At 41.1% G+C, this 25,239-nt stretch carries 27 protein-coding genes; 22 read left to right on the top strand and 5 right to left on the bottom strand.

Annotated elements, in window-relative coordinates; translation table 11 throughout:
- Positions 1–48 precede the first annotated feature (48 nt).
- From splB to CTER_RS12465, 5 genes are all read right to left on the bottom strand, one after another.
- Positions 49–1,068: a spore photoproduct lyase gene (gene splB / locus CTER_RS12485; protein ID WP_004625825.1), complete on the bottom strand. Its 1,020-nt coding sequence runs from the start codon at positions 1,066–1,068 to the stop codon at positions 49–51.
- 83 nt (positions 1,069–1,151) lie between these two features.
- The gene (locus tag CTER_RS12480; RefSeq protein ID WP_004625863.1) at positions 1,152–2,393 is read right to left on the bottom strand and encodes a YibE/F family protein; all 1,242 of its coding nucleotides are present in this window, start codon (positions 2,391–2,393) and stop codon (positions 1,152–1,154) included.
- An 89-nt stretch (positions 2,394–2,482) separates the two neighbouring features.
- A complete protein-coding gene (locus tag CTER_RS12475; protein ID WP_004625733.1) occupies positions 2,483–3,559 on the bottom strand; it encodes a response regulator transcription factor in 1,077 nt (358 codons plus the stop codon).
- 33 nt (positions 3,560–3,592) lie between these two features.
- The gene (locus CTER_RS12470; RefSeq protein WP_004625756.1) at positions 3,593–4,372 is read right to left on the bottom strand and encodes a sensor histidine kinase; all 780 of its coding nucleotides are present in this window, start codon (positions 4,370–4,372) and stop codon (positions 3,593–3,595) included.
- On the bottom strand, positions 4,369–4,782 hold the full coding sequence (locus CTER_RS12465; protein WP_004625845.1) for a M67 family metallopeptidase: 414 nt from the start codon (positions 4,780–4,782) through the stop codon (positions 4,369–4,371). The genes CTER_RS12470 and CTER_RS12465 overlap by 4 nt, the downstream gene beginning before the upstream one ends.
- Positions 4,783–5,090: 308 nt before the next feature.
- On the opposite strand from CTER_RS12465, the gene CTER_RS12460 reads away from it, so the two are divergent.
- The 22 genes from CTER_RS12460 to CTER_RS12360 all read left to right on the top strand — a co-directional run bounded on the left by CTER_RS12460 (position 5,091) and on the right by CTER_RS12360 (position 25,221).
- Complete coding sequence (locus CTER_RS12460; RefSeq protein ID WP_004625853.1) at positions 5,091–5,465, top strand: DNA-binding transcriptional response regulator; 375 nt, start codon at positions 5,091–5,093, stop codon at positions 5,463–5,465.
- Positions 5,466–5,585: 120 nt separating this feature from the next.
- Positions 5,586–5,798, top strand: a complete 213-nt coding sequence (gene thiS / locus CTER_RS12455; RefSeq protein ID WP_004625854.1) for a sulfur carrier protein ThiS — start codon at positions 5,586–5,588, stop codon at positions 5,796–5,798.
- Between the two features lie 240 nt (positions 5,799–6,038).
- On the top strand, positions 6,039–7,217 hold the full coding sequence (gene metK / locus CTER_RS12450) for a methionine adenosyltransferase (protein WP_004625730.1): 1,179 nt from the start codon (positions 6,039–6,041) through the stop codon (positions 7,215–7,217).
- Between the two features lie 70 nt (positions 7,218–7,287).
- The gene (locus CTER_RS12445) at positions 7,288–8,547 is read left to right on the top strand and encodes a radical SAM protein (protein ID WP_004625885.1); all 1,260 of its coding nucleotides are present in this window, start codon (positions 7,288–7,290) and stop codon (positions 8,545–8,547) included.
- Positions 8,548–8,562: 15 nt separating this feature from the next.
- Complete coding sequence (locus CTER_RS12440) at positions 8,563–9,027, top strand: pyridoxamine 5'-phosphate oxidase family protein (RefSeq protein WP_004625731.1); 465 nt, start codon at positions 8,563–8,565, stop codon at positions 9,025–9,027.
- 35 nt (positions 9,028–9,062) lie between these two features.
- Positions 9,063–10,169 carry an ABC transporter substrate-binding protein gene (locus CTER_RS12435; protein ID WP_004625839.1) on the top strand — a complete coding sequence of 369 codons (1,107 nt, stop codon included), beginning with the start codon at positions 9,063–9,065 and terminating at the stop codon, positions 10,167–10,169.
- Positions 10,170–10,295: 126 nt separating this feature from the next.
- Positions 10,296–11,090, top strand: coding sequence for an ABC transporter permease (locus tag CTER_RS12430; protein ID WP_242834978.1), 795 nt, complete (start codon positions 10,296–10,298; stop codon positions 11,088–11,090).
- A 54-nt stretch (positions 11,091–11,144) separates the two neighbouring features.
- Positions 11,145–11,540: an ATP-binding cassette domain-containing protein gene (locus tag CTER_RS29180; RefSeq protein WP_004625805.1), complete on the top strand. Its 396-nt coding sequence runs from the start codon at positions 11,145–11,147 to the stop codon at positions 11,538–11,540.
- The gene (locus tag CTER_RS29175; protein ID WP_004625787.1) at positions 11,519–11,950 is read left to right on the top strand and encodes an ABC transporter ATP-binding protein; all 432 of its coding nucleotides are present in this window, start codon (positions 11,519–11,521) and stop codon (positions 11,948–11,950) included. The genes CTER_RS29180 and CTER_RS29175 overlap by 22 nt, the downstream gene beginning before the upstream one ends.
- 87 nt (positions 11,951–12,037) lie before the next feature.
- Positions 12,038–13,360 (top strand): pyridoxal phosphate-dependent decarboxylase family protein, encoded by a 1,323-nt coding sequence (locus CTER_RS12420; RefSeq protein WP_004625875.1) that lies wholly within the window; start codon positions 12,038–12,040, stop codon positions 13,358–13,360.
- Positions 13,361–13,821: 461 nt separating this feature from the next.
- A complete protein-coding gene (locus tag CTER_RS12415; RefSeq protein ID WP_004625780.1) occupies positions 13,822–14,364 on the top strand; it encodes a GNAT family N-acetyltransferase in 543 nt (180 codons plus the stop codon).
- 322 nt (positions 14,365–14,686) lie between these two features.
- On the top strand, positions 14,687–15,757 hold the full coding sequence (locus CTER_RS12410) for an ABC transporter substrate-binding protein (RefSeq protein WP_004625744.1): 1,071 nt from the start codon (positions 14,687–14,689) through the stop codon (positions 15,755–15,757).
- A gap of 59 nt (positions 15,758–15,816) precedes the next feature.
- The gene (locus CTER_RS12405) at positions 15,817–16,608 is read left to right on the top strand and encodes an ABC transporter ATP-binding protein (protein ID WP_004625882.1); all 792 of its coding nucleotides are present in this window, start codon (positions 15,817–15,819) and stop codon (positions 16,606–16,608) included.
- Between the two features lie 45 nt (positions 16,609–16,653).
- Entirely contained in the window at positions 16,654–17,550 is an 897-nt protein-coding gene (locus CTER_RS12400) for an ABC transporter permease (protein WP_004625737.1), read from the top strand.
- Between the two features lie 37 nt (positions 17,551–17,587).
- Positions 17,588–18,787, top strand: coding sequence for a radical SAM protein (locus tag CTER_RS12395; RefSeq protein ID WP_004625758.1), 1,200 nt, complete (start codon positions 17,588–17,590; stop codon positions 18,785–18,787).
- Positions 18,788–18,823: 36 nt separating this feature from the next.
- Positions 18,824–19,540: an SDR family NAD(P)-dependent oxidoreductase gene (locus tag CTER_RS12390; RefSeq protein WP_004625820.1), complete on the top strand. Its 717-nt coding sequence runs from the start codon at positions 18,824–18,826 to the stop codon at positions 19,538–19,540.
- A gap of 233 nt (positions 19,541–19,773) precedes the next feature.
- Positions 19,774–20,988 (top strand): radical SAM protein, encoded by a 1,215-nt coding sequence (locus CTER_RS12385; RefSeq protein ID WP_004625851.1) that lies wholly within the window; start codon positions 19,774–19,776, stop codon positions 20,986–20,988.
- An 81-nt stretch (positions 20,989–21,069) separates the two neighbouring features.
- Positions 21,070–21,507 carry a pyridoxamine 5'-phosphate oxidase family protein gene (locus tag CTER_RS12380; protein WP_004625792.1) on the top strand — a complete coding sequence of 146 codons (438 nt, stop codon included), beginning with the start codon at positions 21,070–21,072 and terminating at the stop codon, positions 21,505–21,507.
- Positions 21,508–21,546: 39 nt separating this feature from the next.
- Positions 21,547–22,308, top strand: a complete 762-nt coding sequence (locus CTER_RS12375) for an ABC transporter permease (RefSeq protein ID WP_004625795.1) — start codon at positions 21,547–21,549, stop codon at positions 22,306–22,308.
- Between the two features lie 20 nt (positions 22,309–22,328).
- A complete protein-coding gene (locus CTER_RS12370; protein WP_004625860.1) occupies positions 22,329–23,120 on the top strand; it encodes an ABC transporter ATP-binding protein in 792 nt (263 codons plus the stop codon).
- A gap of 45 nt (positions 23,121–23,165) precedes the next feature.
- On the top strand, positions 23,166–24,281 hold the full coding sequence (locus CTER_RS12365) for an ABC transporter substrate-binding protein (RefSeq protein ID WP_004625816.1): 1,116 nt from the start codon (positions 23,166–23,168) through the stop codon (positions 24,279–24,281).
- A 76-nt stretch (positions 24,282–24,357) separates the two neighbouring features.
- Entirely contained in the window at positions 24,358–25,221 is an 864-nt protein-coding gene (locus CTER_RS12360) for a nucleotide-binding protein (protein ID WP_040761017.1), read from the top strand.
- Positions 25,222–25,239: the final 18 nt, after the last annotated feature.

Below are 25,239 nucleotides of genomic sequence, written 5' to 3'. Positions count from 1 at the left end.
TATATAATTACACAGGTAAAGCAAAATTTAAATAATTAGCGCAACGCGTTAAATAATATACTTTATCTCCCCATTCTCAAAAAGCTCTGATATCTCCTTCTGAAAAAACTCTTTAATCTGAGACATGGTTTCCCTGGGATAGACATATTTTCCATAACCGAATTGACCGTATTTAAACTGCCTGTTTCCGTTGTCCATGTCCAGGGTGGTTTCAGGAAAGATTTCAGTTATTTTATTTCTGGCTTTTGTGGTATACCTGTGGGAAATAACCTCAAAGGTCACAGGATTTGAGGCTGAGGCCGGAAATTCCTGCCGCAGTGCGGACAGAAGCTCTCTGTATTCCTTTTCCCAGCCCTCATAGATAAATACAGGTGCAATTATAAAGCCAACAGGATAGCCGGCTGAATATAATTTGGCACTTGCCCCAATACGTTTTTTTGCCGAAGCGGTTTTATGTTCGTACTTTTTTATTATGGACTCGGTATTCAGACTGAAGCGTATTTCTGTACGGTTTTTGTGTTCCAGGGTCAAGAGATCATCAATATCGGTATATTTGGTGACAAACCTGAAGCGGGCCTTTTCCTGGGCGGCAAAGTAGCGTATGGCCATTTTCAACGCCCCGGTATACGGTTCCACGGGAACAGGGTCGGAGGTTGCAGAACCTTCAAAGATAGTCTCCTCCGGTAATCTTTCACCAATATATTTATCGGCTTGCCGGAATATGTCTTCAAGATTTACATGAATTCTTATAAAAGGTTTGTCGCCCAATTGGGTATTGAGATAGCAGTATTCACACTGACCGATGCAGCCGCTTACCAGAGGCAGCTGGTAATGGGCCGAGGGCTTGCAGCTCTGAAAGCTCAAGCTCTTTTTTACACCCACAACAAGGGTGTTTTTTCCGCTTTGATACAAAGCAGCTGTTGTTTCTCCGGGAATATGACTTTTTACTTTATTCAATGAGCTTTCGATTATCTGAAGGTTGCCGGCTTTGAAGCTTTCATACAGCTGCCGTCCCAGGGGATAGTCCAGAGAGCCTGTTTCGAAAATTACTCTTTGCGGTACAAACATATATAACCTCTTCTAATGTTATTTTAATTTAGTTTGCACCAATCAGACAAAATTCATAATAAAAATTTCGGGAAAACCAGTTATTATTTCCAGCCATCGGTATAATCATCCTGAAATTCATCAGAAGAGGGAAGTTTATGGGCTTTGAATCCGGGTTTGACTCTTTCGGAAAACAAATAGGCGCATATGAGGGAGGTAACAGGAATGGTTACCAAAATACCGAAGCTGCCTATCAGTGCCTGAAGAATCTCAACCACGATCATCTCCTTGTTCATAAGCTCCAAAACAGAGCTATTATAGGATACCAGCAGCAGAACCACCGAAAGTGAGCTCCCGATATAGGCCAGGATCAAAGTATTGGCCATAGTTCCCATTATATCCCTTCCTATAGCCATACCGGATTTAATAATAAGGCTGAAGGGAGTGTATTCGAGTTTTTCCTTGAATTCGGCAAGGGCGGCCGCTATGGACATTGATACGTCCATTATGGCTCCGATGGCTCCGATAAGTATAGCTGCAAATATTATTGCCCTGAGATCTATAGGATGATTGGGATTGACTCGGATTACATAAAGGGATTCCTCACTGACCAGACCGGTAAGCTTTAATACGTTGTCCATTATAAGGGTAAGAAAACCTGACACCAAAATACCGGCAAAGCAGCCTATTCCAGCCGAAAGGCTTTTCTTGTTGGCACCATAAATGATAAGGAAGGACATTGTTATTATAAAAATGCAGGTTATTATGGACCAGAAATATATATTGAAGCCCTGGAGTACGGCCGGAATAAATACAGCAAAAATTGCTGCACAGGTAAAGATAAGAGAAATAATTGTATTGAAGCCTTTAAAACGTCCGAAAATCACAAGAAATACAAAAAAAGCAATTCCCATTATCAAAAGCGAATCAGATCTCAGGTACTCGCCCAACACCCAGTCATTATCGGAACCTTCGTTATCCAGCCTGTAAAGTATTACCTTGTCCCCTGCCTGAACCTCTTTCAGGGAAGCTCCGGTAAAAGGGTCTATGGTTTGCAGTGCCATAATCTCAGTACCCTTGTCATCACCGGATAAAACCCTGGCCTGAAATATGATTTCCTTGCCTGTATCGGGATTTTCGCCCCCCAGATCATATTCTGTCTTCTTTGTACTGACAACTTTTATGACCTGTGCCTTTTCAGCGGTAACTCCTTCTGCTCCGCTCAGCATGTTCAGGTTTTTGGTGGTCATTTTGTTGCCGGCTACCAGAATGACTACTGAAAAGATTATTGCTAGAAGATATACCAGGGTTTCTCTATTTAAAAATGATTTAACTTTTATTGACATGTTTCCTCCGGATACTGAAATGATCAATTGCATTATTTAATGATAGCACAGTAAATTTTTCAGTACAATAGGAGCAGCGGAGGAGAAAATCAAATTTGATAATCGGTATAGTCGGTATTCCGGAATTCCGAAGGACTTAATCCGTATATCTTTTTAAACTGTTTCATAAAATAGTTCAAGTCACGGTAGCCTATCTGAAAGCCTATTTCATAGGTTTTCAAGTTTGTACTTTTAAAAAGATACTCTGCACGGGTCATCTTGACCATGGTGACATAATCGTTGAAATGAATACCTGTTTTGGCCGGAAAGGAATTACTCAAATACGTATTGTTAATGAAGAATTTTTCGGCTATTACTTTCAGTTTCAGATCATCTTCAGGATTATTCAATATGTATTCGCAGATATGCCGGATATTTTCATCCTGAGTATCGGGCTGAAACTTTACAATAAACCTGATTAAATAATTTAATTTTCTCATATAAAACTCTTTAAAGGTATCAGTATCGCCGTCGTGTAAAAAATCCACTTCTTCAAAATAATTGATCCCGATAAAATTTTCAAGCCACTTAAATTCTTCATAAACTGCTTTTATAAGATTGTGATACAGCTTTTTGATAATAATATCTGCTTTAATAATGTTGTCGGATAAAGCCAGGTATAAATTTTCTGCAGTTGAACCAAACAAATGAACGGCCGAGAAGTCCCTGTTTTTAATATAATTAAAAATATTTTTCTCCTCAGCTGCCGGATATATCCAGTCATTGTTATCGGAAACATAGCTCGAGGTTTCCTTTAAAAAGTTCCCTGCTCTTTGCAGAACCTGCAGCAAACTTTCCTCGGCGGCAGGTTTTACGAGATAGTCAAATGCTCCCAAAACTATACCCTGCCTGGCATAGTTAAATTCACTGTATTCACTGATGATAACAACGCAGGAGCATAGATTCTCCTTTTTAATTTCCCTTAAAAGCTGAAGCCCATCAATTATGGGCATTCTAATATCTGTCAATACCAGATCGTATTCGTTATTTTTGAGTAAATCAATAGCCTGACTGCCGTTACTGGCTTTTCCGGCAACTTCAAAACCTGATATTTCACCCCATACCTTAAGGCGCTCCAATTCAATAAGAAAAATATCCCGGTCGTCAACGATTAATGTTTTGTACATTTTTGATTCACCTCAGTTCTATAATGCCCGCAGTTATTTCAATATATTTTCCTGGCTGATAGTAAAGTAAACACAGGCGCCTATTCCAACCTCACCTGTTATCCAGACTCTGCCTCCGGATTTTTCTATTATTTTTTTTACAATTGCAAGGCCTACACCGCTGCCTTCAAAATCATTTATGGAATGCATACGCTGAAACATACCGAAAAGATTCTCTGAAAACTTCATATCGAAACCGACACCGTTATCCCTTATGTAAAATCGGTTTTCATTATTGACAAGCAGATAGCCTACGGTAATGATTCCAATATCCACATTTCTGGTAAACTTTAAGGAATTTGAAATTATATTTGTAATTACCTGTTTCATCAGCACTTTGTCTGCCAAAATAAAAGGAATATCATCTTCAAACCTTAAAATCATTTTCTGATTTTTTGAATAACCGATTACAAGCTCATCGAAAACAGCCTTAACCATTTCCTTCAGATCCAATGCCTCCAGGATGGGCTCAAAATCAGTAAACCTGGTATACTCCAAAAGCTTGTTTATCAAAATCAGGGTATCACTGCATATACCTCTGATGTTCTGAATAAGCTCAATACCTTCTTGGGCAACGGTATTTTTGTAATCCTCGATAAAAATTCTGGCATAACCGTCTATCGCCCGGACCGGAGCCTTAATTTCATGAGATATGGTATAATTAAAGGCGTGCAGCTCATTATTTGAAATCTGAAGCCTGCTTGCTATTTCCTGAAAGTCTAAATTATTTAAATTTTTTATATCAGAATTATCTTTGTTATTTATAGAAATCACTCCAAAACGATTAATTCTTCAAGGTTCACGTTTTTATCCGCTATTATAAAACTTTTTAAAACAGGACTTTTACAGTTTTCGAGAGATAAAATCAAATAACTGATACCAGGATCAAAAGCCAATCGTATATCCTCTTCGGAAGGTCTTGCAGGAGAAGAAGGATGGCTGTGAAAATTTGCTAAAAGCTGCCACCGGTTTTTGCGTATATCAGATATTACTTTAAATTGTTCCTGAGTATCCATGGAAAAATGTTCGGGGCTCTGATCAATATTTTTTAAGGGATAAACTTTTTGAACAATTTTTTTATCTCCGTCAATAATTCCGCCCAAAAGACCACAGCTTTCATTTGGCAAGCCATTAATCGAATGGTTGAGTATATCATTGAAATGCCGTCTTTCCAATATAAACATAGCTAACCTCCAAAAAACTTATTTATCCCTAAATAACATACTATAAATATATGTATAATATATAATTTTAAGTATTATTTGTCAATTGCAATACCTACTAAAAATATTTGTTTAATAAGTATACTAGCACATTACTTTTTAAAGTCAATTTCAAAAAAGAATACCTAAATATAAACCACTTAAATTCTAAATTTAGTCTTGTTGCCAGTCAAAACCAGAAAAACTATAATTTATAAATGAAGAATTATCTGCAATGCGGCTTTTCATAATATTTCTGTCGCTGCATAGCAGCGGGATGAGGGGTTTATATGCAGAAAATAAAAGTTTTAATAATTGAAGAGTTTAAATATATTGCCGATTTAAATGTCCTTGAGCTCAAAAGAGGCGGATTTGAGGTGGAGAGTCTGTATGTGTGCAGTGAGGATGCCATGAGACAGGCTTTAAGCTTTAGCAGTTATGATATTATTTTGTCCGATAATTCAACACCCCACTTTAATGCAATCCAGGCCCTGTTTACCAGGAACGAACTGGCACCGAAAACGCCATTCATAATAGTTTCTGAAGATGTATCGCCTGAAAGCATAAAATTTGCCATGAAAAACAGCTGTTGTGCGTATCTGCTGAAGGAAAATCTTCATCAGCTTGCCATTCTTGTTAAAAATATAGTGAACCGTACTATATAATGTCGGCCAGGTGATGCAACTCATAGATGATAATTGGGAGATAAGTTAATGAGATTTATTGGAAAAGGCAGATCATGTTTAAACGTATGCGGTTAAAATTTTAAAAAGGAGAGTTGTATTATGTTGATTACTGTAAATGGAAAGGAAACTGAGCTTGAAAGGGAAGTAAACATTACCGGACTGCTTAATCAGGGATATGTTGAAATGCAGGAATATGTGACAGTTCAGGTCAATGACACCATAGTTCAGAAAAATGAATACGATGGATTCATTATAAAAGAAGGAGATATAATTGAATTCCTATACTACATGGGCGGAGGGAACTGCCCATAAAAGCTGCCGAAATAGAAGGAATAAATCTAAATTTAGTCTACTATTTATCAAAATTTACTCCATTGTAATGAAAAATGCATAATATTAAAATAAACATATCGGAATAGTATATATTTAATTGCAGCATGAGAGCAAGGTGATCGGCAGAGCATTTGGAGTGGAGCTGCAGCAAAGACGGAATTGATCAGAGAAATTGATTCTGCCTTATTAATAAAAATTAATATAAAAGGAGAAGTATTTATGGCTAGATTATTTACATCAGAATCAGTAACGGAAGGACATCCGGATAAAATATGCGATCAGATATCAGATGCAATACTCGATGCATTAATCGAACAGGATCCTTATTCAAGAGTTGCCGCTGAAACAACAGTAGCAACCGGTCTGGCTTTAGTGGTAGGTGAGATATCCACCAAGGCGTATATTGACATTCCCAAAATCATAAGAAATACAATCAGAGAAATCGGTTATACAAAAAATGCCGATGGCTTTGAGGCCGATTCCATCGCTGTTCTGACCTCAATAGATGAACAGTCTGCGGATATCGCACTGGGTGTAGACAGGGCATATGAGTCAAAGACGGGTGATTCGAAGGAGGACTTTGGAACAGGTGCGGGAGATCAGGGAATGATGTTCGGTTATGCAACAAATGAAACCCCGGAATATCTCCCCATTACAATTTCATTTGCACACCGCCTGACCAGAAGGCTTACAGAAGTAAGAAAGAACGGAACTCTCACATATCTGAGACCTGACGGAAAATCCCAGGTGACTGTGGAATTTGATGATGCCGGCAATGCTAAAAGAATAGATACAGTTGTCATCTCCACACAGCACAGTGAAGAGGCGGCATTGCAGCAAATCAGAGAAGATATTATAAAGTATGTAATCAAAGAAGTAATTCCTGCTGATTTGCTTGATGAAAACACCAAATATTTCGTTAATCCCACCGGCAGATTTGTGATTGGAGGTCCTCAGGGAGATGCCGGCCTTACAGGCAGGAAAATAATTGTTGATACATATGGCGGAGTTGGAAGACACGGGGGCGGAGCTTTTTCCGGCAAGGATCCTACAAAGGTTGACAGATCGGCGGCCTATGCGGTCAGATGGGTTGCAAAAAATCTTGTAGCTGCCGGGGTTGCAGACAAGCTGGAAATTGAAGTTGCATATGCAATAGGTGTTGCCAAACCTGTTTCCATCTCGGTTGATACCTTTGGCACAGGGAAGATCCCGGATGAAAAAATTGTTGATATCATCAGCAGGGAATTTGACTTGAGACCGGCCGCAATAATTGACTCGCTGGACTTAAGAAAACCCATATACAAACAAACCGCAGCATATGGCCACTTTGGCAGGCCGGATATTGATCTGCCCTGGGAAAGGCTTGACAGGGTTGCGGCTATTAAAAAGCATCTCTAAAACAAGATTAAAATTTTATTAAATAGCTGTATAGGTTTTTTAAATCGGACTAAAAGGAGATCGGTATCCAATGGCAGTTGAATTATTGAATAAAAAGCAAACTGAACTGACTCTGAAGGAGGTAATTGAAAAATACAGCGATATATCTCCATACGCAATAATTAAAGCAGATGTTCAGCGAAGAACGGTGGTATACAGTGAAAGGGCATTGGAAGCTGCCGATAAGAACATTCATCAGGTCCAGGCAAGAGGGATTTTTGCTTCGGTAGGTGAAAAACATGACTATATGCCGGTATCCTTGATACTGAGGGACGGCCTTTCCATACTTACAGGGCCTGTTCCTACCTTGAGAAATGCTCCCTATGTAGTGGATAAAATTGACGGAAAATTGTATCTCACCGATAATGGAGAGCTTGTTGAAGAGGTTGAATATTGGTATAAGCCTGATTTTCAGGATAAACTCACCTCCTCGGGAAAGCCAATGTGGCAGATAGCCACCGCAAGGCCTCAAAGGCTGGATATTGACCCCTACAGCTATTGCCATTTCTGGGATAAGGGAGACGGCTGCAGATTCTGTAACATGGGGGCTAATTTCAACAGGAGCAAACGTGAATTTAACAAGCCTGCCAGGCTGGATGCGGAGGATGTTTATGAAACAGTCCGTGAAGCATTAAAACAGCCTGGAAGGTTCACAAACATAAAAATGACGGCAGGCTCGATTTTGAGCGGTGAGGAGATTTTTGACGATGAGGTGGAAATGTATATCGAAATTCTCCAGGCCGTGGGCAGGAATTTCAAAACCAAAAGGTTTCCAAGCCAGATAATAGCTTCAGCGTTTTCTGAAAAGCAGCTGGCAAGGGTATATGAAAATACGGGGGTAATGTCCTTCACCTCCGATATGGAAGTATTGAATGAAAAGCTTTTTGCCTCGGTCTGTCCCGGTAAAAGCAAGCTTGTTGGCTACAAGGAATGGAAGCGCCGCATATTTGCAGCGGTGGATATATTCGGGAGAGGCTTTGTAAATACCGGAATCGTAGGCGGGGTTGAAACAGCGCAGCCCGGAGGCTTCACCACAGAGGAGGATGCTCTGAAGGCTACGCTGGAAGAGGCTGAAGACTTCGCTCAGCATGGTGTAAGTACGGTGCATTGTGTATGGGTTCCATATCCTGGGTCAGTGTTCCAGAATCAGAACAATCCTTCCCTTGAGTATTATGTCAGGTTAAGCAAGGGGCTTTATGAACTCCGAAAAAAGTATGACCTTTCAATCGATATGGATAATTACAGACGCTGCGGAAACCATCCTGACTCGGATCTGGACCGGGTACTGTAGAGAGGAGAAAAAAATATGGCTATACGACTTGAAAAAGATATCATTGAGCTGGTGGAAGAGGACAAAGCCGTCAAGGTGCTTGCTACCACTGATAAAGACGGTGTGCCGCATGTAGTTTTTAAAGGCTCCCTCAATGTTGACCGGGATGGAAATCTTGTTTTTCTTGAGCTCCTGGAATCCTCCAGAACCAACAGCAATCTTGTAAACAGTATCTGGTTTAAGAAAAAGGTTGCGGTATCTGTAAAATCAGAAGATGGCAGAAGTATACAAATAAAGGGCATTCCGGTCAAGTGCCATATAACCGGCCCTGTTTTTGAACACTATTACAAAATAATCAGCCAGAGGATTCCGGATGCCGATCTGGCTGCGGTATGGGTAATAGAACCCGAGGAAATACGGGAAGAGACCTATAAGATAAGAAAAGCGGAAGAGGAAAAAAACCATCCTCTTTTACTGCACCTGGATAGATTGGCAAAATAAAATTAAAAACCCAAAAATAAAGAGGAGGCATTTCCATGCTAAAAAATAAAATTATAAAAAGAATATTATCAACATCTTTATCTTTACTGCTCATTACAACAACAGCGGGATGCGGTAATACCTCCGGTGATACAAAGTCTGCAGCATCGACACAAAGCTCTGCCGTTTCAACGGCTCCGGCAGGTACATCACAGTCTCAGGCTGCCGGCACCTCTGCACAGAGCACTGAACAGGAAACCTCTGCAGATAAAAATATAGTTGTTAAATACGGTTATCAGCCGGGACATTCGCAAGTTGTAATAGCAGATAAAAAAGGTTTCTTTAAAGAGGAATTTGAAAAGGACAATATTACTTTTCAATTCAGCAAATTCCAGTCAGGACCTGCGCTGATCACCTCTCTTACAGCTGGAGAACTGGATTTCGGTCAAACAGGCGACATACCTGCGCTTTCGGCAAGGGCAAATAATGTAGATATTAAAATAGTGGGAAAATATATCAGTTCCGATCAGGTTAACAGCCTGCTTGTAACCAAAAATTCTGGAATAAAAACCATAGCAGAGCTAAAAGGCAAAAAGGTTGGTGTTACTATAGGTTCAACCTGCCATCAGTTGCTGTACATATATCTGGAATCAGCAGGTCTTAAGCCGGCAGACATTCAGCAGGTAAATCTGATGCCCGGCGACATAGTCTCAAGTCTGGTGTCGGGAAATGTTGATGCGGCGGTTACCTGGGAACCCTATGCCAGCATGACTCTTGCAAAGGGAGTTACAGATAAACTGGCTGACGGCGTGGGTTATAAAAAGGAAGTTGATGTCATTATTGCAAATAACCCGTTTTTGCAGCAGCATCCTGATGTAACTGCCAGAATTCTGAAGGTGCTTGACAAAGCTGGAAAATGGGTTGCACAAAATCAGGAGGAGGCACTTAAGATAGTCGGCACCGATGCCGGTGTTGACCCGAGCGTTTTAGCACCCATGTTTTCAAAAGTGGTTGTGGATGATATAGGCTTAAATTCCGAAGATATTGATTCAATAAAGAAATCCCAGGAATTCTTGAGAAAATATCAGATTATCAAGAAAGATGTGGACGTGGACGCACTTATTGATACTCAATATTTAAAATTGGCAGGTATTCAGAATTAGGCTTTAAGTGATTCCTCAAAAAAATCACTACATTGGTTTCAGACGTAAATAAATCTATAGAAATACCGCCTGAGCAGGGTGAATGTGTATTCATCCTGCCTGCGCTATTTAAGGGGTGAAATGTATATGAGTTTCAAAATGAACACTAAAATAAGCCGTTTTGATAAACGCCTGAATATTTTACTGATGTTTCTGACGCCTGTCCTGATAGTGGCAGCCTGGCAAATAGCCAGTGAAAACGGTAAAATCAATGCTTCGGTGTTGCCTTCACCTTTTACCATAGGCGGAACACTGGCTGCCATGGCACAGAGCGGAGAATTGTTTCAGCATTTGAGCGTTAGCCTGCTCCGGGTAATAAAAGGATATCTGCTGGGATGCATACTGGGCATAATAGCAGGAACACTTATGGGTCTCATAAGAAAATTTGAAAGTGCCATGACTCTGGTTTTTGGAATAATCAGACCCATTCCAATAATTGCATGGGTTCCCATATTAATTCTCTGGATGGGGATTGACGAATCGTCCAAAGTAACGGTGATAGCTTTCGGTACATTTTTTCCTGTAATGCTTAATACTGTTTACGGTATCCAAAGCACCGACAAAAAATATCTCGAGGTGGCATATTCTTTAGAAAAAAGTCCTGTCAGGATCCTGCTTAGAGTTATTTTTCCATCTGCTCTTCCTGCCATATTTACAGGAATACGCATAGGTCTGGGAATAGCCTGGATGAGTGTTGTGGGCGCCGAGCTGATAGCTGCTTCCTCAGGCATAGGTTATCTTATATCGTATGCGGGACAGTTATCCCAGCCTGATGTGATGCTGGCAGGAGTTATTTCAATAGGAATAGTGGGACTGCTGCTGGATATACTGCTCAGGGCGGTTGAAAGGCTGGTTTTGAAATGGAATATAACAAGCAAGTAAATATTCACCGTCTGTACGTTATAAATATCAATCGGTAAAACGGAGGTTAACCTGATGACTGATGCAAATAAAGAAATTCTTGAAATAAAAAATTTGAATATCAATTTTACAATTGATTCGGGTATGCTTCAGGTTTTGAACAATATAAACCTTACCATTTCAAAAGGTGAATTCATATGTATTGTGGGAGCCAGCGGCTGCGGAAAAAGTACTCTGCTTCGTATAATCGGCGGCCTGGAGCAGAGCTATACGGGCAGTTGCCTGTTTAAGGGACAGGAAGTAAGAAAGCCGTCGGTAGACCGCGGCTTCGTGTTTCAGGAATCGAGGCTCTTTCCATGGCTGACAGTTGAGAAAAATGTGGAATTCGGCCTCAGAGATGCTTCGGAAGAAAAACAAAATAATAAATTCAAAAAAGCAAAAGAAAAACTGTGCGGCAGCATCTGGAATTAGTCGGGCTTGAGAACTTCGGCAAGGCATATCCCAATCAGCTTTCGGGGGGAATGCAGCAGCGTGCCAGCATAGCCAGAGCATTGGTAAACAATCCCGACATGCTCCTGCTGGATGAACCCTTCGGTGCATTGGATGCTTTCACAAGGATAAATATGCAGCAGGAAATACTTAAAATCTGGCATAAGGAAAAGAACACAATGCTTCTGGTGACCCATGACATTGACGAAGCTGTTTATCTGGCCGACAGGGTTGTTCTGATGTCCCAGAGGCCCGGAACCATAAAGAGGATTGTCAGGAATGATGTTCCCAGGCCAAGAAACCGGAAAAATCCCGAGTATACAAAAATAAGGAATGAGATATTTGAAGAGTTTTTTTCAGAATTCGAGACCGATATTGAGTATTTTATTTAACCGGAGTAACAGGACTTTGTTAAAATTTTATTATTTTATAGCCGCTTACCGGCTCAAAGCCATAACACGGCTCATGGAGGTTAACATATGCTTAAATTTCCCAATGAGGGTTCGGATTTGAAGACAATTTATTCAAATATGGATGAACTCAAAATAAAAGATGGAAACTGGAAGGAAGGAAAGACCTGGAGTCTTGTATATTATGCAGGTGAAGAAATAACCAAAGTCGCCCAAGAGGCCTACTTGAAATTTTTCCATGCCAATGCCTTAAATCCTACGGTCTTCAACAGCCTGCGCCAGTTTGAAAACCATATTCTGTCCATGACTGCCGACCTGTTTCACGGCGGTGAGGAGACTGCCGGAAGTCTGACCAGCGGAGGCAGCGAAAGTATTCTTATGGCTGTTAAGACATACAGGGATGAGGCCCGGGCTCTTCATCCGGAAATCAGGGAGCCCGAAATGATTTTACCTGTGTCGGCCCATGCTTCCTTTGAAAAAGCAGCTCATTATTTTGGTGTCAAAGCAAAGCATATACCGCTGACTGATGAGTATAAAGCTGATCTAAAAGCACTTGAGCAGGCAATCACACCCAATACAATACTTATAGTGGGGTCAGCTCCGGCGTATCCACAGGGGATTGTCGACCCAATAGCTCAAATGGGTCAGCTTGCGCTTAAACATGGACTGCGGTTTCATGTGGATGCCTGCCTGGGAGGATTTATCCTGCCTTTTATAAAGGATATCGGTTACCGGGTTCCGGATTTTGATTTTTCTGTTCCGGGTGTAAGTTCTATTTCTGCAGACCTGCATAAATATGGCTTTGCAGCAAAGGGAGTGTCTGCCATACTGTACCGGAACAGCACTTTGAGGAGATACCAGTATTTTGCCTATGCCGATTGGCCGGGCGGCCTGTTCGTATCTCCATCGGCTACAGGCACCAGGCCGGGCGGTGCAATAGCAGCCGCTTATGCGGTTCTGAACTATTTGGGCCGGCAGGGTTATCAGAAGCTGGCCCGCACAGTTATGGACATAACCGGACAGCTGCAGAAGGGCATAACGGAAATTCCCGGACTGTTTATACTCGGGAAACCTGAAGCCGGCGTCTTTGCTTTTGGTTCAGACAGTATAAATATTCATGCCCTGGCAGATAAGCTGGAGGAGAAGGGGTGGGTAATAGATCAGCAGACAAATCCGGACTGTCTGCATTTTATGGTGACGCCGGCTCACGAGAATGTTGCCGAAAGTTTTCTGAAAGATTTAAAAACTGCTGCAGCAGAAGTAAAAAGCAATCCAGAAGCTTCGACGGGAAACAGTGCGGCGCTTTATGGTATGAAAGCGGCGCTGCCCCCGGGAAAGACCGAAGAATATCTGCTGGACAGCCTGAATAAGCTGATGGGACGGAATGAGTAATAGTTTGATGAAACGAAAAAATGAATGAATAGAATCAATTAATAGGACGAACGAACAGGATATTTTAATATAAATTAATCTGTTGTGCTAGTTGAAATTTTGTTTTGCTTTACAGATAAATTTATTTGGAATCAACTGGTACGCGAGGACAACTTCATGAAATAGGATGCATGGTTAAAAACAATTACGATAAATTGTCGACGAAGGTAAAGCGGTTTTGCCGACAAAGCAGCAGGACGCTGCTTTGAGCTTCAAATCGAGACAGGATGTCGAGTTTGAGCGACGACAAAATCGCTTTATTAATGAGGCGGTACAATTTTTGTAATTGTTTTGGTTGCGTCCTATTTCATGAAGTTAGTGCGGAAGTTACCAGTTGATATAAAGAATTACACAGGTAAAGCAAATCTAAATTAACTAGCACAACGTGTTAAATTATGTAAATTGATTGGGGAGTTGCAAATATGAAATTTGAAAATGGAGACTTTTTAATAAAGACAGCTGAGGAAAAGGACATTCCCGTAGTCTTGAATATGAGAAAGAAACTTTTCAGTGATACGGGTGTCCCGCGGGATGCGTTTAGGGACGATCTGGATTCTACTTTGCTGCAGGATTATACTGATGCATATAAAAGAAAGGATATGCTTCATTTCCTTGCCTATGACAGGGAAACGGACGGACAGCCTGCAGCAATTGCCGGATTGCTGCTGAAAAGGGACTTTCCCTACTATTTGTTTAAACCGGGTTATTACGGCTGGGTTATTGATGTTTACACCGAACCCGAATACCGCGGCAGGGGTCTGGCCACAAGGCTTCTGGAAAAGGTAAGGCTCTGGGGACAGGAAAAAGGGGTTGCCGAGCTGAAGCTTATTTCAGCCAGTCAAAATGCCCGTAAAATTTATGAAAAATTCGGATTCCGGCCCACTTCTGAGATGAGCATGAATATAGGAGGACAAAACACCTATAATGAACTTATTGACCTTGCAAATGGAATCAATAAACCTTAAGGGCTATAGTGAACAGGCAGGATTACAGGTCTTAATCCAAATATAGTCAGTTAAATATCTAAATTTAATCTATTGTTGCATAACCTGATTGTAAATATAATAATAAATATAAACATACATAGAGGAATTATATGACATAATTCATTTATAACACTGGCGGTAAAAAGAATTGAATATTTTCAAAATCCAATATATCTGATTAGAAAACTAAAGGATAATTGTAGTTAAATGCTGTGATTATTCTTTAGTTTTTTTAATTCCATAAAATAAAAAATAAATTTTTAAATTCAATACTAAAAGTAAAAGAAAGCGCGGGTGTAATATGAAAAACAAAAAATTCAAGCTTCCAGTTGCAGCTTTAATGATTATCAGCCTTTTGTCCGGTGGAATTACAGGCTGCGGCAGCAACTCAAACAGTGATTTGAAGGCTGCGGCACAAAATACGGAATCAAATTCTACAACAAAAGCAGTATCAGGTTCGGAAGATAAAGATACCTTCAAAATCAATATTGCAGTAGATTCAGGTACTTTTGCATATCCCTTCTGGGTTGCCAAAAACAAAGGAATACTGAAAAAATACAATATCGAAGCAAACTATCAGACTTATGCATATGGGATTGATACCATAAATGCAGTTCAGCTGGACCAGGCTGATATTGGAGAAGCCATGGATTTTGCGGCGGTAAGCCGGCTGGGCGGAGCAAGCGAGCTGCAATTTATTTCTTTTATCGCTGGTAATAAATTAAGTGCAGCAAAATTATATGTACTCAAAGACAATATTCAAAAAGTTGAAGAGCTGTCAGGTAAATCGGTAGTTGTACAAAAAGGAACCGTAAATGAATATGTCTGGGCACAGACTTATGACAAATTCGGTATTGATCCGAAATCGGTAAATCCTCTTTATATCAGCAGCACTGCAGAGGGGCTTGCACTCGTGAAATCAGGGGATGCCGATGCAATCTGGGCAGGAGCGGATATCAGCAGCCAGGTTGAAGAACTGGGAGGCAGAAATCTTGGTGATTACAGTCTAATAGGATTTGCTCCGCAGGGATTTCTGATGCTCAAAAAAGGATATCTTGAAAAAAATAATGAAGGCGTACAGCGTCTTTTGAAAGCTTTAAAGGAAGCAGTTGATATGATCAACGCTGATCCGGAGGAAGCTGCCAATATTGTAAAAGATAACTTTAAAATACCTGTAGAGAATATAGCAAGGGTATTGGGAGATACAATTTTTGATATCAGACTGAGTCAACAGGATGTGGACCAGCTGGACAGTGTTACAAAATGGTCAATCCGGAATAAATTGATCAAATATGATTTCAGTGTCAGGGATTATATATATTTAGAGCCTCTTCAAGCGGTATTCCCGGATACAATTACCTATAAAAAATAGACAATCTCAAAAAATCAATCTGTTAAGTACCGATAATAAAAAGAAAGTATGGTGAGCAAATGAGTATCAGCAGTGGCACATGCATTAAAATAGATAATCTCTCAAAGGATTATACAAATGATTTCAGCATAAAAAAATCTGGCCGTAATGTAATCAAGGATATCAATCTTGAAATAAAGAGCGGAGAGTTTCATATCATACTTGGTCCGAGCGGATGCGGAAAATCGACACTGTTGAATATTATTGCCGGATTTATTTCCAAATCTGAAGGCAGCGTCACACTGGGCGGTATTGAAATTAAAAAACCCGGACGGGATAGGGGTGTGGTATTTCAAAATGCAGATTCGGCAATATTTCCGTGGCTGACTGTCAGGGGAAATGTGGAATACGGCTTAAAAATGAAGGGAATCAAGTCCAGGGAGCGCAGACAGATATCGTCTGAATATATTAAGCTGGTCGGCCTTGAAAATCACGAGGACAAATATCCGGGGGAGCTGTCCGGAGGAATGAAGCAGAGAGTTCAAATGGCAAGAAGCCTCTCCAATGATTCTGAAATTTTAATTATGGATGAACCCTTCGGAGCATTGGATGCGCATACAAGAAGGATCATGCAGATCGAACTTGTAAAGATCTGGCAGAAAACCGGTAAAACTATTATTTTTGTAACGCACGATATAACCGAAGCCATACTTTTAGGACAGAGAATAAGCATTATGTCCAAATCACCCGATGCAACCATTTATAAAATATATGATAATGATTTGTCCTATCACAGAAACGTAACGTCTCCCGAATTCGTAAAGTTGTTCAAACAGATACAGGGACACTTTGATTTTGGGGAAAATATTTAAAATTTGTGTCTGACTTGTGCAGCACACAGGAAAGGAGAATCGAAGGTGGAAAGAGCAATAAAAATAACTGAGCCGGATATTACATCAAATGAAGTGAAGCACCCGGAAGAAGCCTATACATCAGTAAATAAAGAACCAGAAGCTCTTTACAGTACAGGGAATAACGTCAAAAGAACCGTCTGGTTTTTAGCGGAGAAAGGCATTTTGACCTGGTTGCTGTTATTCAGTATCTGGGGTATCGCCTCACTGGCGTATACAGTCGACTTTTTACCCAGTCCTTTTGAAACAATAGCAGGAGCAAAGGAAATAATACTTGACGGAACCTTGATAAAGTTTATTTTAATAAGCTCCCAAAGAGTATTGTCAGGCTGGGGACTTGGCATTTTATTTGCCATACCCGTGGGTCTGGTAATTGGTCGAATTGAGCTGTTGCGCAGGATATTCGAACCCTTTATTGATTTTCTCAGATTTATTCCCGCAATAGGTTTTTTGACATTATTCCTGATGTGGTTCGGAGCGGGTGAAAAATCCAAGATCATACTTATTTTTTATGCTACCGTGTTTGTAATTCTGATAAATACAATCGTTGGTGTTCTCAGTATTGACAAGAACAGGCTGCAGGCTGCCAGGTCGCTTGGTGCCTCGGAATTCCAGATTATTTATTCTGTTTTGATCCCGTCTGCACTTCCTCATATATTTACCGGGATCAGGCTTGGGCTTGGAGGGGCATTTACCTCCATCGTTGCAGCTGAAATGCTTGCAGCCAAGGAAGGCATCGGGTTTCTGATATATACCTCAAGGCTGTATTTCAGGACCGACTGGATATTTGTCGGTCTGCTGACACTTGGCTTGATGGGGTACATATCGGACCGGCTCATAAGATTATTCGGAAAGATAGTTCTGGGCCGCTATGGAATTAATGATACCAAGAAATTTGACTAAAAGACTGATATTTTTTTATGTAAAGGAGTTGCTGAAAATGAGTTTAAAATGCAAATTGTATGAGGAAGTAAGACTGAAAAATGAAGTTACCGTAGAGGGAATAAATATAACTGACGAAGTTGATTTACTGCTGAGAAATCTGGATCTGGGAGGAAAATATCAGGAAGAGGTTCACGGCATGTTTGAATATGACAGAGAGCCTCATGCAGGTATTGCCCATCCGGTAGGCTTCCGGTCTCCAAACGGGTTTTTGTTCCCTTTCAATTCGTACAGAAAATCCAGATTTTCCATTGGCTATGACAAGGGCTCATATATTCTCACAGAAAACGGGAATAAGGTTTTTGATATTGACTTTCTGGAGAGGCCGGAATATTACCGTCATACTACCAGTGACGGAGTTCAGATGAAGAATATAGCGGTATATAATCACGAGGGGGTTGTATTTGTTACATACAGCAATGAATGCCATTTGAAGGAAAAAGGTCTGGACTGCCTTTACTGCAATATTAATGCCACAAAGAGTACATATGCCGATGTGGAGGGTATCAAGTGGAAATATCCGAAGCAGATCGCCGAAACAGTAAAGCTGGCATATGAAGAACCCGGCAGACATCATGTTACTTTGACTGGAGGTTTTGTTCCGGAGCATCGCGAAATGGATTACTATTTTGATGTTGCCGAGGCTATTCAGAATGAAACCGGTTTGAATGATTTCAATGGAACGGCAGTAATCGGTGCGCCGGAGGACCATGGCATCATAGACAGATACAAAGAGGCAGGCTACCGCACACTGGCCATAAATATCGAATTGTGGGATAAAAACATTTTCAAAGCTATCTGCCCCGGAAAGGAACAGCTGAGCGGAGGCTGGGAAAACTGGAAATCCTCTCTTGAACATGCCGCAAAAGTATTTGGCCACGGAAGAGTACGTTCCAATATTGTGGCAGGTTTGGAGCCAAAGCGTTCAACACTGGAGGGAGTGGAATATCTGGCCTCAAAAGGTATAGTTTGTTTCGCAGGGGCCTGGTGCCCGAATCCGGGTTCCGAACTGGAGAACCATAGAAGCCCTGAACCTGAATGGCATTGGGACCTGGTTATGAAAATGTCCGAAATATTCCGCAAAAACGGGTTTACATATGATCAGCTGTATGATTGCAGTGCTTCTGCAAATTCGTGCATACATGATATTTATAGAATTGAGCATGGACTTTTACCTGTATTGAAACAGGCAATATAACCAAGGGATAAGCGTTAAGAAAAGAGGAAAAAATAAATGGGCAAAAGGATTTTAATTACCGGCGGAACAAAGGGTATTGGGCTGGAAACAGTGAATCAGCTGATTGACAGGGGGCACAATATCATAGTGATAGGAAGGGATTTTTCAAAATTTCCCTTTGAGAATTCAGGGCAGGTTAAAACTATAGCTTTTGATGTGAGCAAGGTAGAAGAAATTCCGGCGTTGGTTTCAGAAATCGGTGAGATAGATGTACTTATTAACAATGCAGGGATCGCAAAAGCAGTTTCTTATTTCGATTATACTCCTGAACAAAAGGAACATATCATAAAAGTAAATCTTGATGCTCCTGTTACTTTTATAAGGGAGGTATCCAGATATTTTCTGAAAAAAGGAGAAGGAAGAGTGGTTAATGTGGCCTCTCAAGCAGCGCAGGTCGGACATCCGGACATCTGGTACGGAATAACCAAAGCCGGACTTATCAATGCAACCATCAGCTTTGCCAATTTATTGGGTGAGAAAGGGATTGCAGTAAATGCAGTCGCTCCTGGACCGGTTTCTACCGATATGATAAAAACTGCTCCACCTAACAAAAGATTGGAGCAAGTGCTCCACCGGACCTATCTTGGACGGGCGGCGACTGCTGCCGAAGTTGCTGAGGTTATCGTATGGCTTGCAGCTGAAAGTCCTGCATATGTCAACGGTGAAGTTATAAATATCAATAATGGTGTTCAGTATGTAAAAAATATACTCTAGCCCGAAGACACTATTTCATAAACAAAGATCCATAAAAGGGCTGTTGCGAAACAAAATTGATTTAATAAAATTTGTTTTAAAACATGTCCTTTTATCCAAAGATAGTCTAATAAATATCTAAATATACTCTATTGTTTGCAAAAACGTATGATACTAAAATTAATGTAATAGAAATGACAGTTAAAACCTAGTAAATATATATGTGAAATATAATAACTTGCAGGAGGGATTGCATGGGAAGTCTTAAGGAAAAATTATACGAAGAACTAAAACTGAAATTAACGTTGTTCATTGAAGGAGTAAGCTATGAGGAGGGAATTTTTGACAAACTCATAAATAATGACAGTACTTTGAAGAAACAGGAATATTGTACCTGGGATAAGGAGCTTGTTACAAAGAAGAACTTTAACCTGCCATATACATTTACTCTGGAAAATGGATCCGGAGTACCAATTGTAGTAGATAGAAATTCCCCGTATAAAATAGAGGAAAATGAAGGCATATTCAGTCTTTCATACAAAAATAAAAAGATATCGGATATAACTTTTCCAAAGGCGCCGGAATTTTACTCAAAGTTCACCAGAGATGGTGCCAGCATGAGAAACATTGCCAGTGAAAGCTCATTTGGAAGTGAAGACAAAAGTATTATTGTTTCTTACAGCACCGAATGTTCGGTAAAGGATAAAGGCCAGACCTGTCTCTTTTGTACCATGAATGGGACAAAAGGACTGGAAAAGGGAGAGGAAAGGCCGCCATGGAAATATCCCAATCAGATAGGAGAGACAGTAAAAGCCGCCTACGATGAAGGCTTCAGTCATTTGACAATTACCGGGGGCTTTGTGCCCGAAAGGCGTGAAATGGAATATTATCTGGATGTGGCCGACAGTATCAAGGAAGCACTGGGCAGAGATGAGTTCAACGGTACTGCATGTATCGGAGCACCTCTTGATTTTTCGGTGATTGATAAATACAAGGAGGCAGGCTTCAGCACCATCGCGTTTAACACAGAAGTTTGGGGCAAAAACTACTTTGATATTATTTGTCCTGGAAAAGTGGAAGAATGCGGGGGCTTTGACAATTGGATAAAAGCAATTGAATATGCCGTACAGGTATTTGGCAGGGGAAAGGTAAGAAGTAACTTTGTATGTGGTTTGCAGCCAAAGGAAGTATTGTTGGAGGGACTTGAATACCTGGCTTCAATCGGGGTGGTTACCGTGGCATCCAGCTGGATTCCCGGCATAGGCTCTCCGCTTGAAGGTCACAGGTCACCTACAGTGGACTGGCATTGGGATGTACAGCTGAAGCATGCGGATATACTCAGAAAATATGGACGTACATATGAAGAAATTTTCAATGCCACACCCAATAGAAATTTTGCACATGAAATTTATCAGATAGAGGATGAGACCCTGCCAATATTTAAAAAGCAGGAGCTGCTAGCTAAATAAGCAAGACCGGACAATCGGAGCAGGTATGTATTCTGAAACAGTTATACAAAAAAAGTTAAAAAGGAGAGAGAGGACTATATTATGTCAATTAATAACGAGGAAATAACAGCCTATTTAAAAAATAGCAAGAGTCTGGTGCTGGCAACTGTGAATGAGGCGGGAGAGCCCGATATAAGAACTCTTGGCGGATACGGGGTATCGGGACTGGAAATTTATTTTGCCACAGCAAAAGAAAGCAGTAAAGCCAAGCAGTTGAAGGAGAGAAATGACGTTGCTGTTTTATTCCAGCACGAAAATCAGGTAATACCTGATTTTGTGAATATTACATTATACGGTAAAGCTGTCCTTACCGGCGGCGAAGAGTTCAATACGGGAAAGCAGCTTATATTAAACAGGAGACCCCAACTGTCGGCAGGAATTGATAATCTGAATATTTACCGGGTAAAGGCTGAAAGGATAAAGGTTTTGGATTTCAAGGCTTCCAATCCCGCTGAGAGAGTCCATACCATTACTATATAGAAAATAGCCCGGCAAAATTAATTAGGGGGACTTCAGATAATGAAAAAAATAAAAGTTATTCTACTCAGCCTCATCATACCTGTAACAGTGATTATGGTCTGGAGTATTGCAACAGCCAGGGGAGTTGCGCCCGAAGCCATATTGCCCAGCATAAAGAGTGTTTTGAATGCATTCAGGGAAAATCTGGCTTCGGGACAGCTTGCCAAGGATCTGGGAATAAGCCTCTCAAGAGTGGTAAAGGGGTATTTTGCAGCAGTACTGCTGGGAGTGACTCTTGGAACGGTAATGGGTATGTCAAATAACGTCAACCACATATTTTCCCTTACACTTAATGCAATACGCCAGATCCCGATGATGGCATGGATTCCGTTAATCATTCTATGGTTCGGTATAGATGAACTTTCAAAGATAGTTGTAATTATTCTGGGAGCCTTCTTCCCGATAATGGTCAACACTTTCAGCGGCATCAGAGGAACCCCTCCCGGTTACATAGAAGTTGCAAGGCTGTATAAATTGAGCCGTTGGAATACCTTTAGAAAAGTATATCTTCCGTCTGCAATACCACAAATATTTGTGGGTTTAAAACTTGGACTGGGAATTTCATGGATGGCGGTGGTTGCGGCGGAATTAATAGCATCCACCGAAGGAATTGGTTTCAGGATCAGTGATGCCAGGAGCATGATGAAGCCTGATATAGTGATTATGGGAATGGTTGTTATCGGCCTTGTGGGAATAGTGATGGATAAATTATTGACTTTTGTTTCGAAGAAATCCACTCCCTGGATAGGAAATAAGGGATAGGGCACATGGAGGTTAAAAAAATGAACGGGGGCGGAAGTATGCCGGAACACGTTTTAAGAATTAAAGACTTATATAAATCCTTTAAGGTTGGCAGGGAAGATATCCCGGTTTTGCAAAATATCAATCTGGAGTTCCGCAAAGGTGAATTTATTACAATCGTAGGGCATAGCGGATGCGGAAAGAGTACTTTGCTGAAAATCATAGCGGGGCTGGTGGAATATGAGGCAGGAGAGGTATCCTACTCGGGTAAAAGGATAGTTGAACCTGGAACCGACAGGGGAATGGTATTTCAGGAGCATAGACTGCTGCCCTGGCTGACTATTTCAGAAAATATAGGCTTTGGGCTATTTAATTTGCCTAAGGAAGAAAAAGAAGAATCAATTTCGAAGCATATTGAATTGGTGCAGCTCAATGGCTTTGAAAAAGCATATCCCAATCAGCTTTCAGGGGGAATGGCTCAGAGAGCGGCAATAGCAAGAGGTCTGGCAAGCAATCCGGAAATACTTCTGCTGGATGAACCCTTCGGGGCCCTTGATGCACTTACCAGAATTCAGATGCAGAAAGAAATCCTCAGGATATGGAAAGAGGAAAAAACAACTATGATCATGGTTACCCATGATATTGATGAGGCAATCTATCTGGGACAGAAAGTGGTGGTAATGTCTGCCAGACCGGGCGAAATTAAAGAAATAATCAATGTTGACACCTCCTCTCTAAAAGACAGGGGCAGTACTGAATTTGCACATATAAAGAAAAAAATATACAACCATTTCTTTCAGGATGAAAATATTGAAATCGAATATACCATCTGACTAAAAATCCAATTATTCAAACAGTTGCATAAGGGGGCAATTTTCATGAAAAAACTTACATTGAGGTTATTGTCATTAATTATAATAGTAGCATTTATAGCTGGGGGCTGCGGAGTAAATTCACAATCCGGAAGCGCTTTAAATTCAGATGCAGGTCAGAGCCCGGCAGCACAAAGTACATCGCAGCAAAATACTTCACCGCAAAATACACCTGCCGATTCAGGTTCAAAGACTGAAAAGAAAACAGTAACACTGGCAGTTGCACAGGAATCCAATGAACTGTCAGGAATCTGGGGCGTAGCCGATAAACAGAAATATATCGAGGAAGAGCTTGATAAAGTGGGCTATCAGCTTAAGATTCTGGGCTTTGCTGCGGCAGGACCGGCCGTAAACGAAGCTTTTGTATCAGGAAAGATCGATCTGGCATACTACGGTAATCTTCCTCCTGTGGTTTTAAAGTCAAAAGGTATTGATGTATCCATCGTTTCTATTGTTGATTCCCAATATAATTTTTCGGTAATTGTGCCGGCCGGTTCGGCAGTTAAGACGCCGAAGGATCTGGAGGGCAAGAGGGTTATAGTCGGGAAAGGTACGATTATTGATGAATATTGGGGCAATCTTGTAAAAGCCTATGGGATCGATGCAGGGAAAGTCAAAGTGATAAACGACGTGGCAAATGCAAACTCCACCTTTATCAGCGGTAACGCTGACGCTTTGATTTCAGCTGACTTTGCCGCTCATCTTATCAATAAGCAGTTCCCCATAAAGGTAATTGAAACAACCTCCGCAAGTCACCCTGAATTTGCAAGCCAGCTGGTTGTAGCTGCCTCAGGGAAATTCTCAAAGGAGCATCCAGAGGTTGTTACAGCATTGCTGAAGGCATATATCCGCGGCTATGACTATTCCCTGCAGCACAGGGATGAGGCATTGAAGGCTTTTGCCACAAACAGTATCCCTCTGGATGTAGTTGAAAAAGTATATTCCAACCGAGACAAAACCTTTGTAAATCTGGACGGGGGAATTGAACAGGCAGATAAGGAACGGTTAAAGAAATTGAATGATTTCCTGCTTGAGTATAAATACATAGAAAAAAGCGCAGATGTAAACAGTCTTGTGGACACCGGATTTTTTGAAAAGGCACTAAAGGAACTGGGGAAATAGCATCGGTCTGACCGGACAGGTTTGATGAATCAAGCATAATATATAAAACAAAAAGGATGATGTAAATGAGTAAAAAATCAAACATATTGCCATATACGGAAAAGGCGGCATCGGAAAATCCACAACCACCTCCAATATCAGCGCGGCGCTTGCAGAAGCGGGTTACAGGGTTATACAGATCGGCTGCGATCCCAAAAGTGATTCCACAAATACACTGAGGGGCGGCAATTATCTGCCGACTGTTCTTGACAGCCTGCGGGACAGCAGCAATGTAAAAATAGAGGATATATCGGTTGTAGGCTTCAAAGGGGTTTTATGTATTGAAGCCGGAGGTCCTGTTCCGGGAGTGGGCTGCGCGGGGAGAGGGATAAATGCCGCAATCACTCTGCTACAGGAATTGGACCTGTTTGAAAAGTTCAAGCCGGATGTGGTGCTGTATGATGTATTGGGAGATGTTGTGTGCGGCGGTTTTGCAGTTCCCATAAGAGAAGGGATAACCGACAAGGTATATGTTGTGAGCTCCTCTGATTTTATGGCCGTATATGCAGCCAATAACCTGTTCAAGGCAATCAGTAAATATGCACCGACGGGAGGAGCTCAACTGGGAGGCATTATTGCCAACAGCGTGCTTACACCATATGCAAAACCGCTGATAAACGACTTTGCTTCCAGAACAGGAACAAAAGTAGTCCAGTATGTCCCCAGGTCATCAATTGTTGCACAGAGTGAACTGCACGGAAAAACAGTTATAGAGGCAAATCCCGATGCGGAGCAGGCCGACGTTTACAGGGCTCTTGCAAAATATATAATTGAGGACCAGGAGGCAGCGGTACCAAATCCTTTAAGTGTCACCGAGCTCAGAGACTGGGCAAAGGATTGGGGAGACAGGATTTTAAAGATCGAAGCCGATGCGGCAAGTGATCTTAATGCCAATATTTAATCAATATACGACTAATAT

Origin of the sequence: Ruminiclostridium cellobioparum subsp. termitidis CT1112, assembly GCF_000350485.1 — a bacterium.
GTDB classification, from domain to species: domain Bacteria; phylum Bacillota; class Clostridia; order Acetivibrionales; family DSM-1351; genus Ruminiclostridium; species Ruminiclostridium termitidis.
The sequence above is the reverse complement of the archived record's forward strand: the minus strand, read 5'-3'. Positions and strand labels throughout refer to the sequence as shown.

What these genes read in the sequence shown, in the direction of transcription:
- splB (WP_004625825.1), bottom strand. Translation starts at nt 1,068, where the DNA reads ATGTTTGTACCGCAAAGAGTAATTTTCGAAACAGGCTCTCTGGACTAT.
- CTER_RS12480 (WP_004625863.1), bottom strand. Translation starts at nt 2,393, where the DNA reads ATGTCAATAAAAGTTAAATCATTTTTAAATAGAGAAACCCTGGTATAT.
- CTER_RS12475 (WP_004625733.1), bottom strand. Translation starts at nt 3,559, where the DNA reads ATGTACAAAACATTAATCGTTGACGACCGGGATATTTTTCTTATTGAA.
- CTER_RS12465 (WP_004625845.1), bottom strand. Translation starts at nt 4,782, where the DNA reads ATGTTTATATTGGAAAGACGGCATTTCAATGATATACTCAACCATTCG.
- CTER_RS12460 (WP_004625853.1), top strand. Translation starts at nt 5,091, where the DNA reads ATGCAGAAAATAAAAGTTTTAATAATTGAAGAGTTTAAATATATTGCC.
- thiS (WP_004625854.1), top strand. Translation starts at nt 5,586, where the DNA reads ATGTTGATTACTGTAAATGGAAAGGAAACTGAGCTTGAAAGGGAAGTA.
- metK (WP_004625730.1), top strand. Translation starts at nt 6,039, where the DNA reads ATGGCTAGATTATTTACATCAGAATCAGTAACGGAAGGACATCCGGAT.
- CTER_RS12445 (WP_004625885.1), top strand. Translation starts at nt 7,288, where the DNA reads ATGGCAGTTGAATTATTGAATAAAAAGCAAACTGAACTGACTCTGAAG.
- CTER_RS12440 (WP_004625731.1), top strand. Translation starts at nt 8,563, where the DNA reads ATGGCTATACGACTTGAAAAAGATATCATTGAGCTGGTGGAAGAGGAC.
- CTER_RS12435 (WP_004625839.1), top strand. Translation starts at nt 9,063, where the DNA reads ATGCTAAAAAATAAAATTATAAAAAGAATATTATCAACATCTTTATCT.
- CTER_RS12430 (WP_242834978.1), top strand. Translation starts at nt 10,296, where the DNA reads ATGAGTTTCAAAATGAACACTAAAATAAGCCGTTTTGATAAACGCCTG.
- CTER_RS29180 (WP_004625805.1), top strand. Translation starts at nt 11,145, where the DNA reads ATGACTGATGCAAATAAAGAAATTCTTGAAATAAAAAATTTGAATATC.
- CTER_RS12420 (WP_004625875.1), top strand. Translation starts at nt 12,038, where the DNA reads ATGCTTAAATTTCCCAATGAGGGTTCGGATTTGAAGACAATTTATTCA.
- CTER_RS12415 (WP_004625780.1), top strand. Translation starts at nt 13,822, where the DNA reads ATGAAATTTGAAAATGGAGACTTTTTAATAAAGACAGCTGAGGAAAAG.
- CTER_RS12410 (WP_004625744.1), top strand. Translation starts at nt 14,687, where the DNA reads ATGAAAAACAAAAAATTCAAGCTTCCAGTTGCAGCTTTAATGATTATC.
- CTER_RS12405 (WP_004625882.1), top strand. Translation starts at nt 15,817, where the DNA reads ATGAGTATCAGCAGTGGCACATGCATTAAAATAGATAATCTCTCAAAG.
- CTER_RS12395 (WP_004625758.1), top strand. Translation starts at nt 17,588, where the DNA reads ATGAGTTTAAAATGCAAATTGTATGAGGAAGTAAGACTGAAAAATGAA.
- CTER_RS12390 (WP_004625820.1), top strand. Translation starts at nt 18,824, where the DNA reads ATGGGCAAAAGGATTTTAATTACCGGCGGAACAAAGGGTATTGGGCTG.
- CTER_RS12385 (WP_004625851.1), top strand. Translation starts at nt 19,774, where the DNA reads ATGGGAAGTCTTAAGGAAAAATTATACGAAGAACTAAAACTGAAATTA.
- CTER_RS12380 (WP_004625792.1), top strand. Translation starts at nt 21,070, where the DNA reads ATGTCAATTAATAACGAGGAAATAACAGCCTATTTAAAAAATAGCAAG.
- CTER_RS12375 (WP_004625795.1), top strand. Translation starts at nt 21,547, where the DNA reads ATGAAAAAAATAAAAGTTATTCTACTCAGCCTCATCATACCTGTAACA.
- CTER_RS12370 (WP_004625860.1), top strand. Translation starts at nt 22,329, where the DNA reads ATGAACGGGGGCGGAAGTATGCCGGAACACGTTTTAAGAATTAAAGAC.
- CTER_RS12365 (WP_004625816.1), top strand. Translation starts at nt 23,166, where the DNA reads ATGAAAAAACTTACATTGAGGTTATTGTCATTAATTATAATAGTAGCA.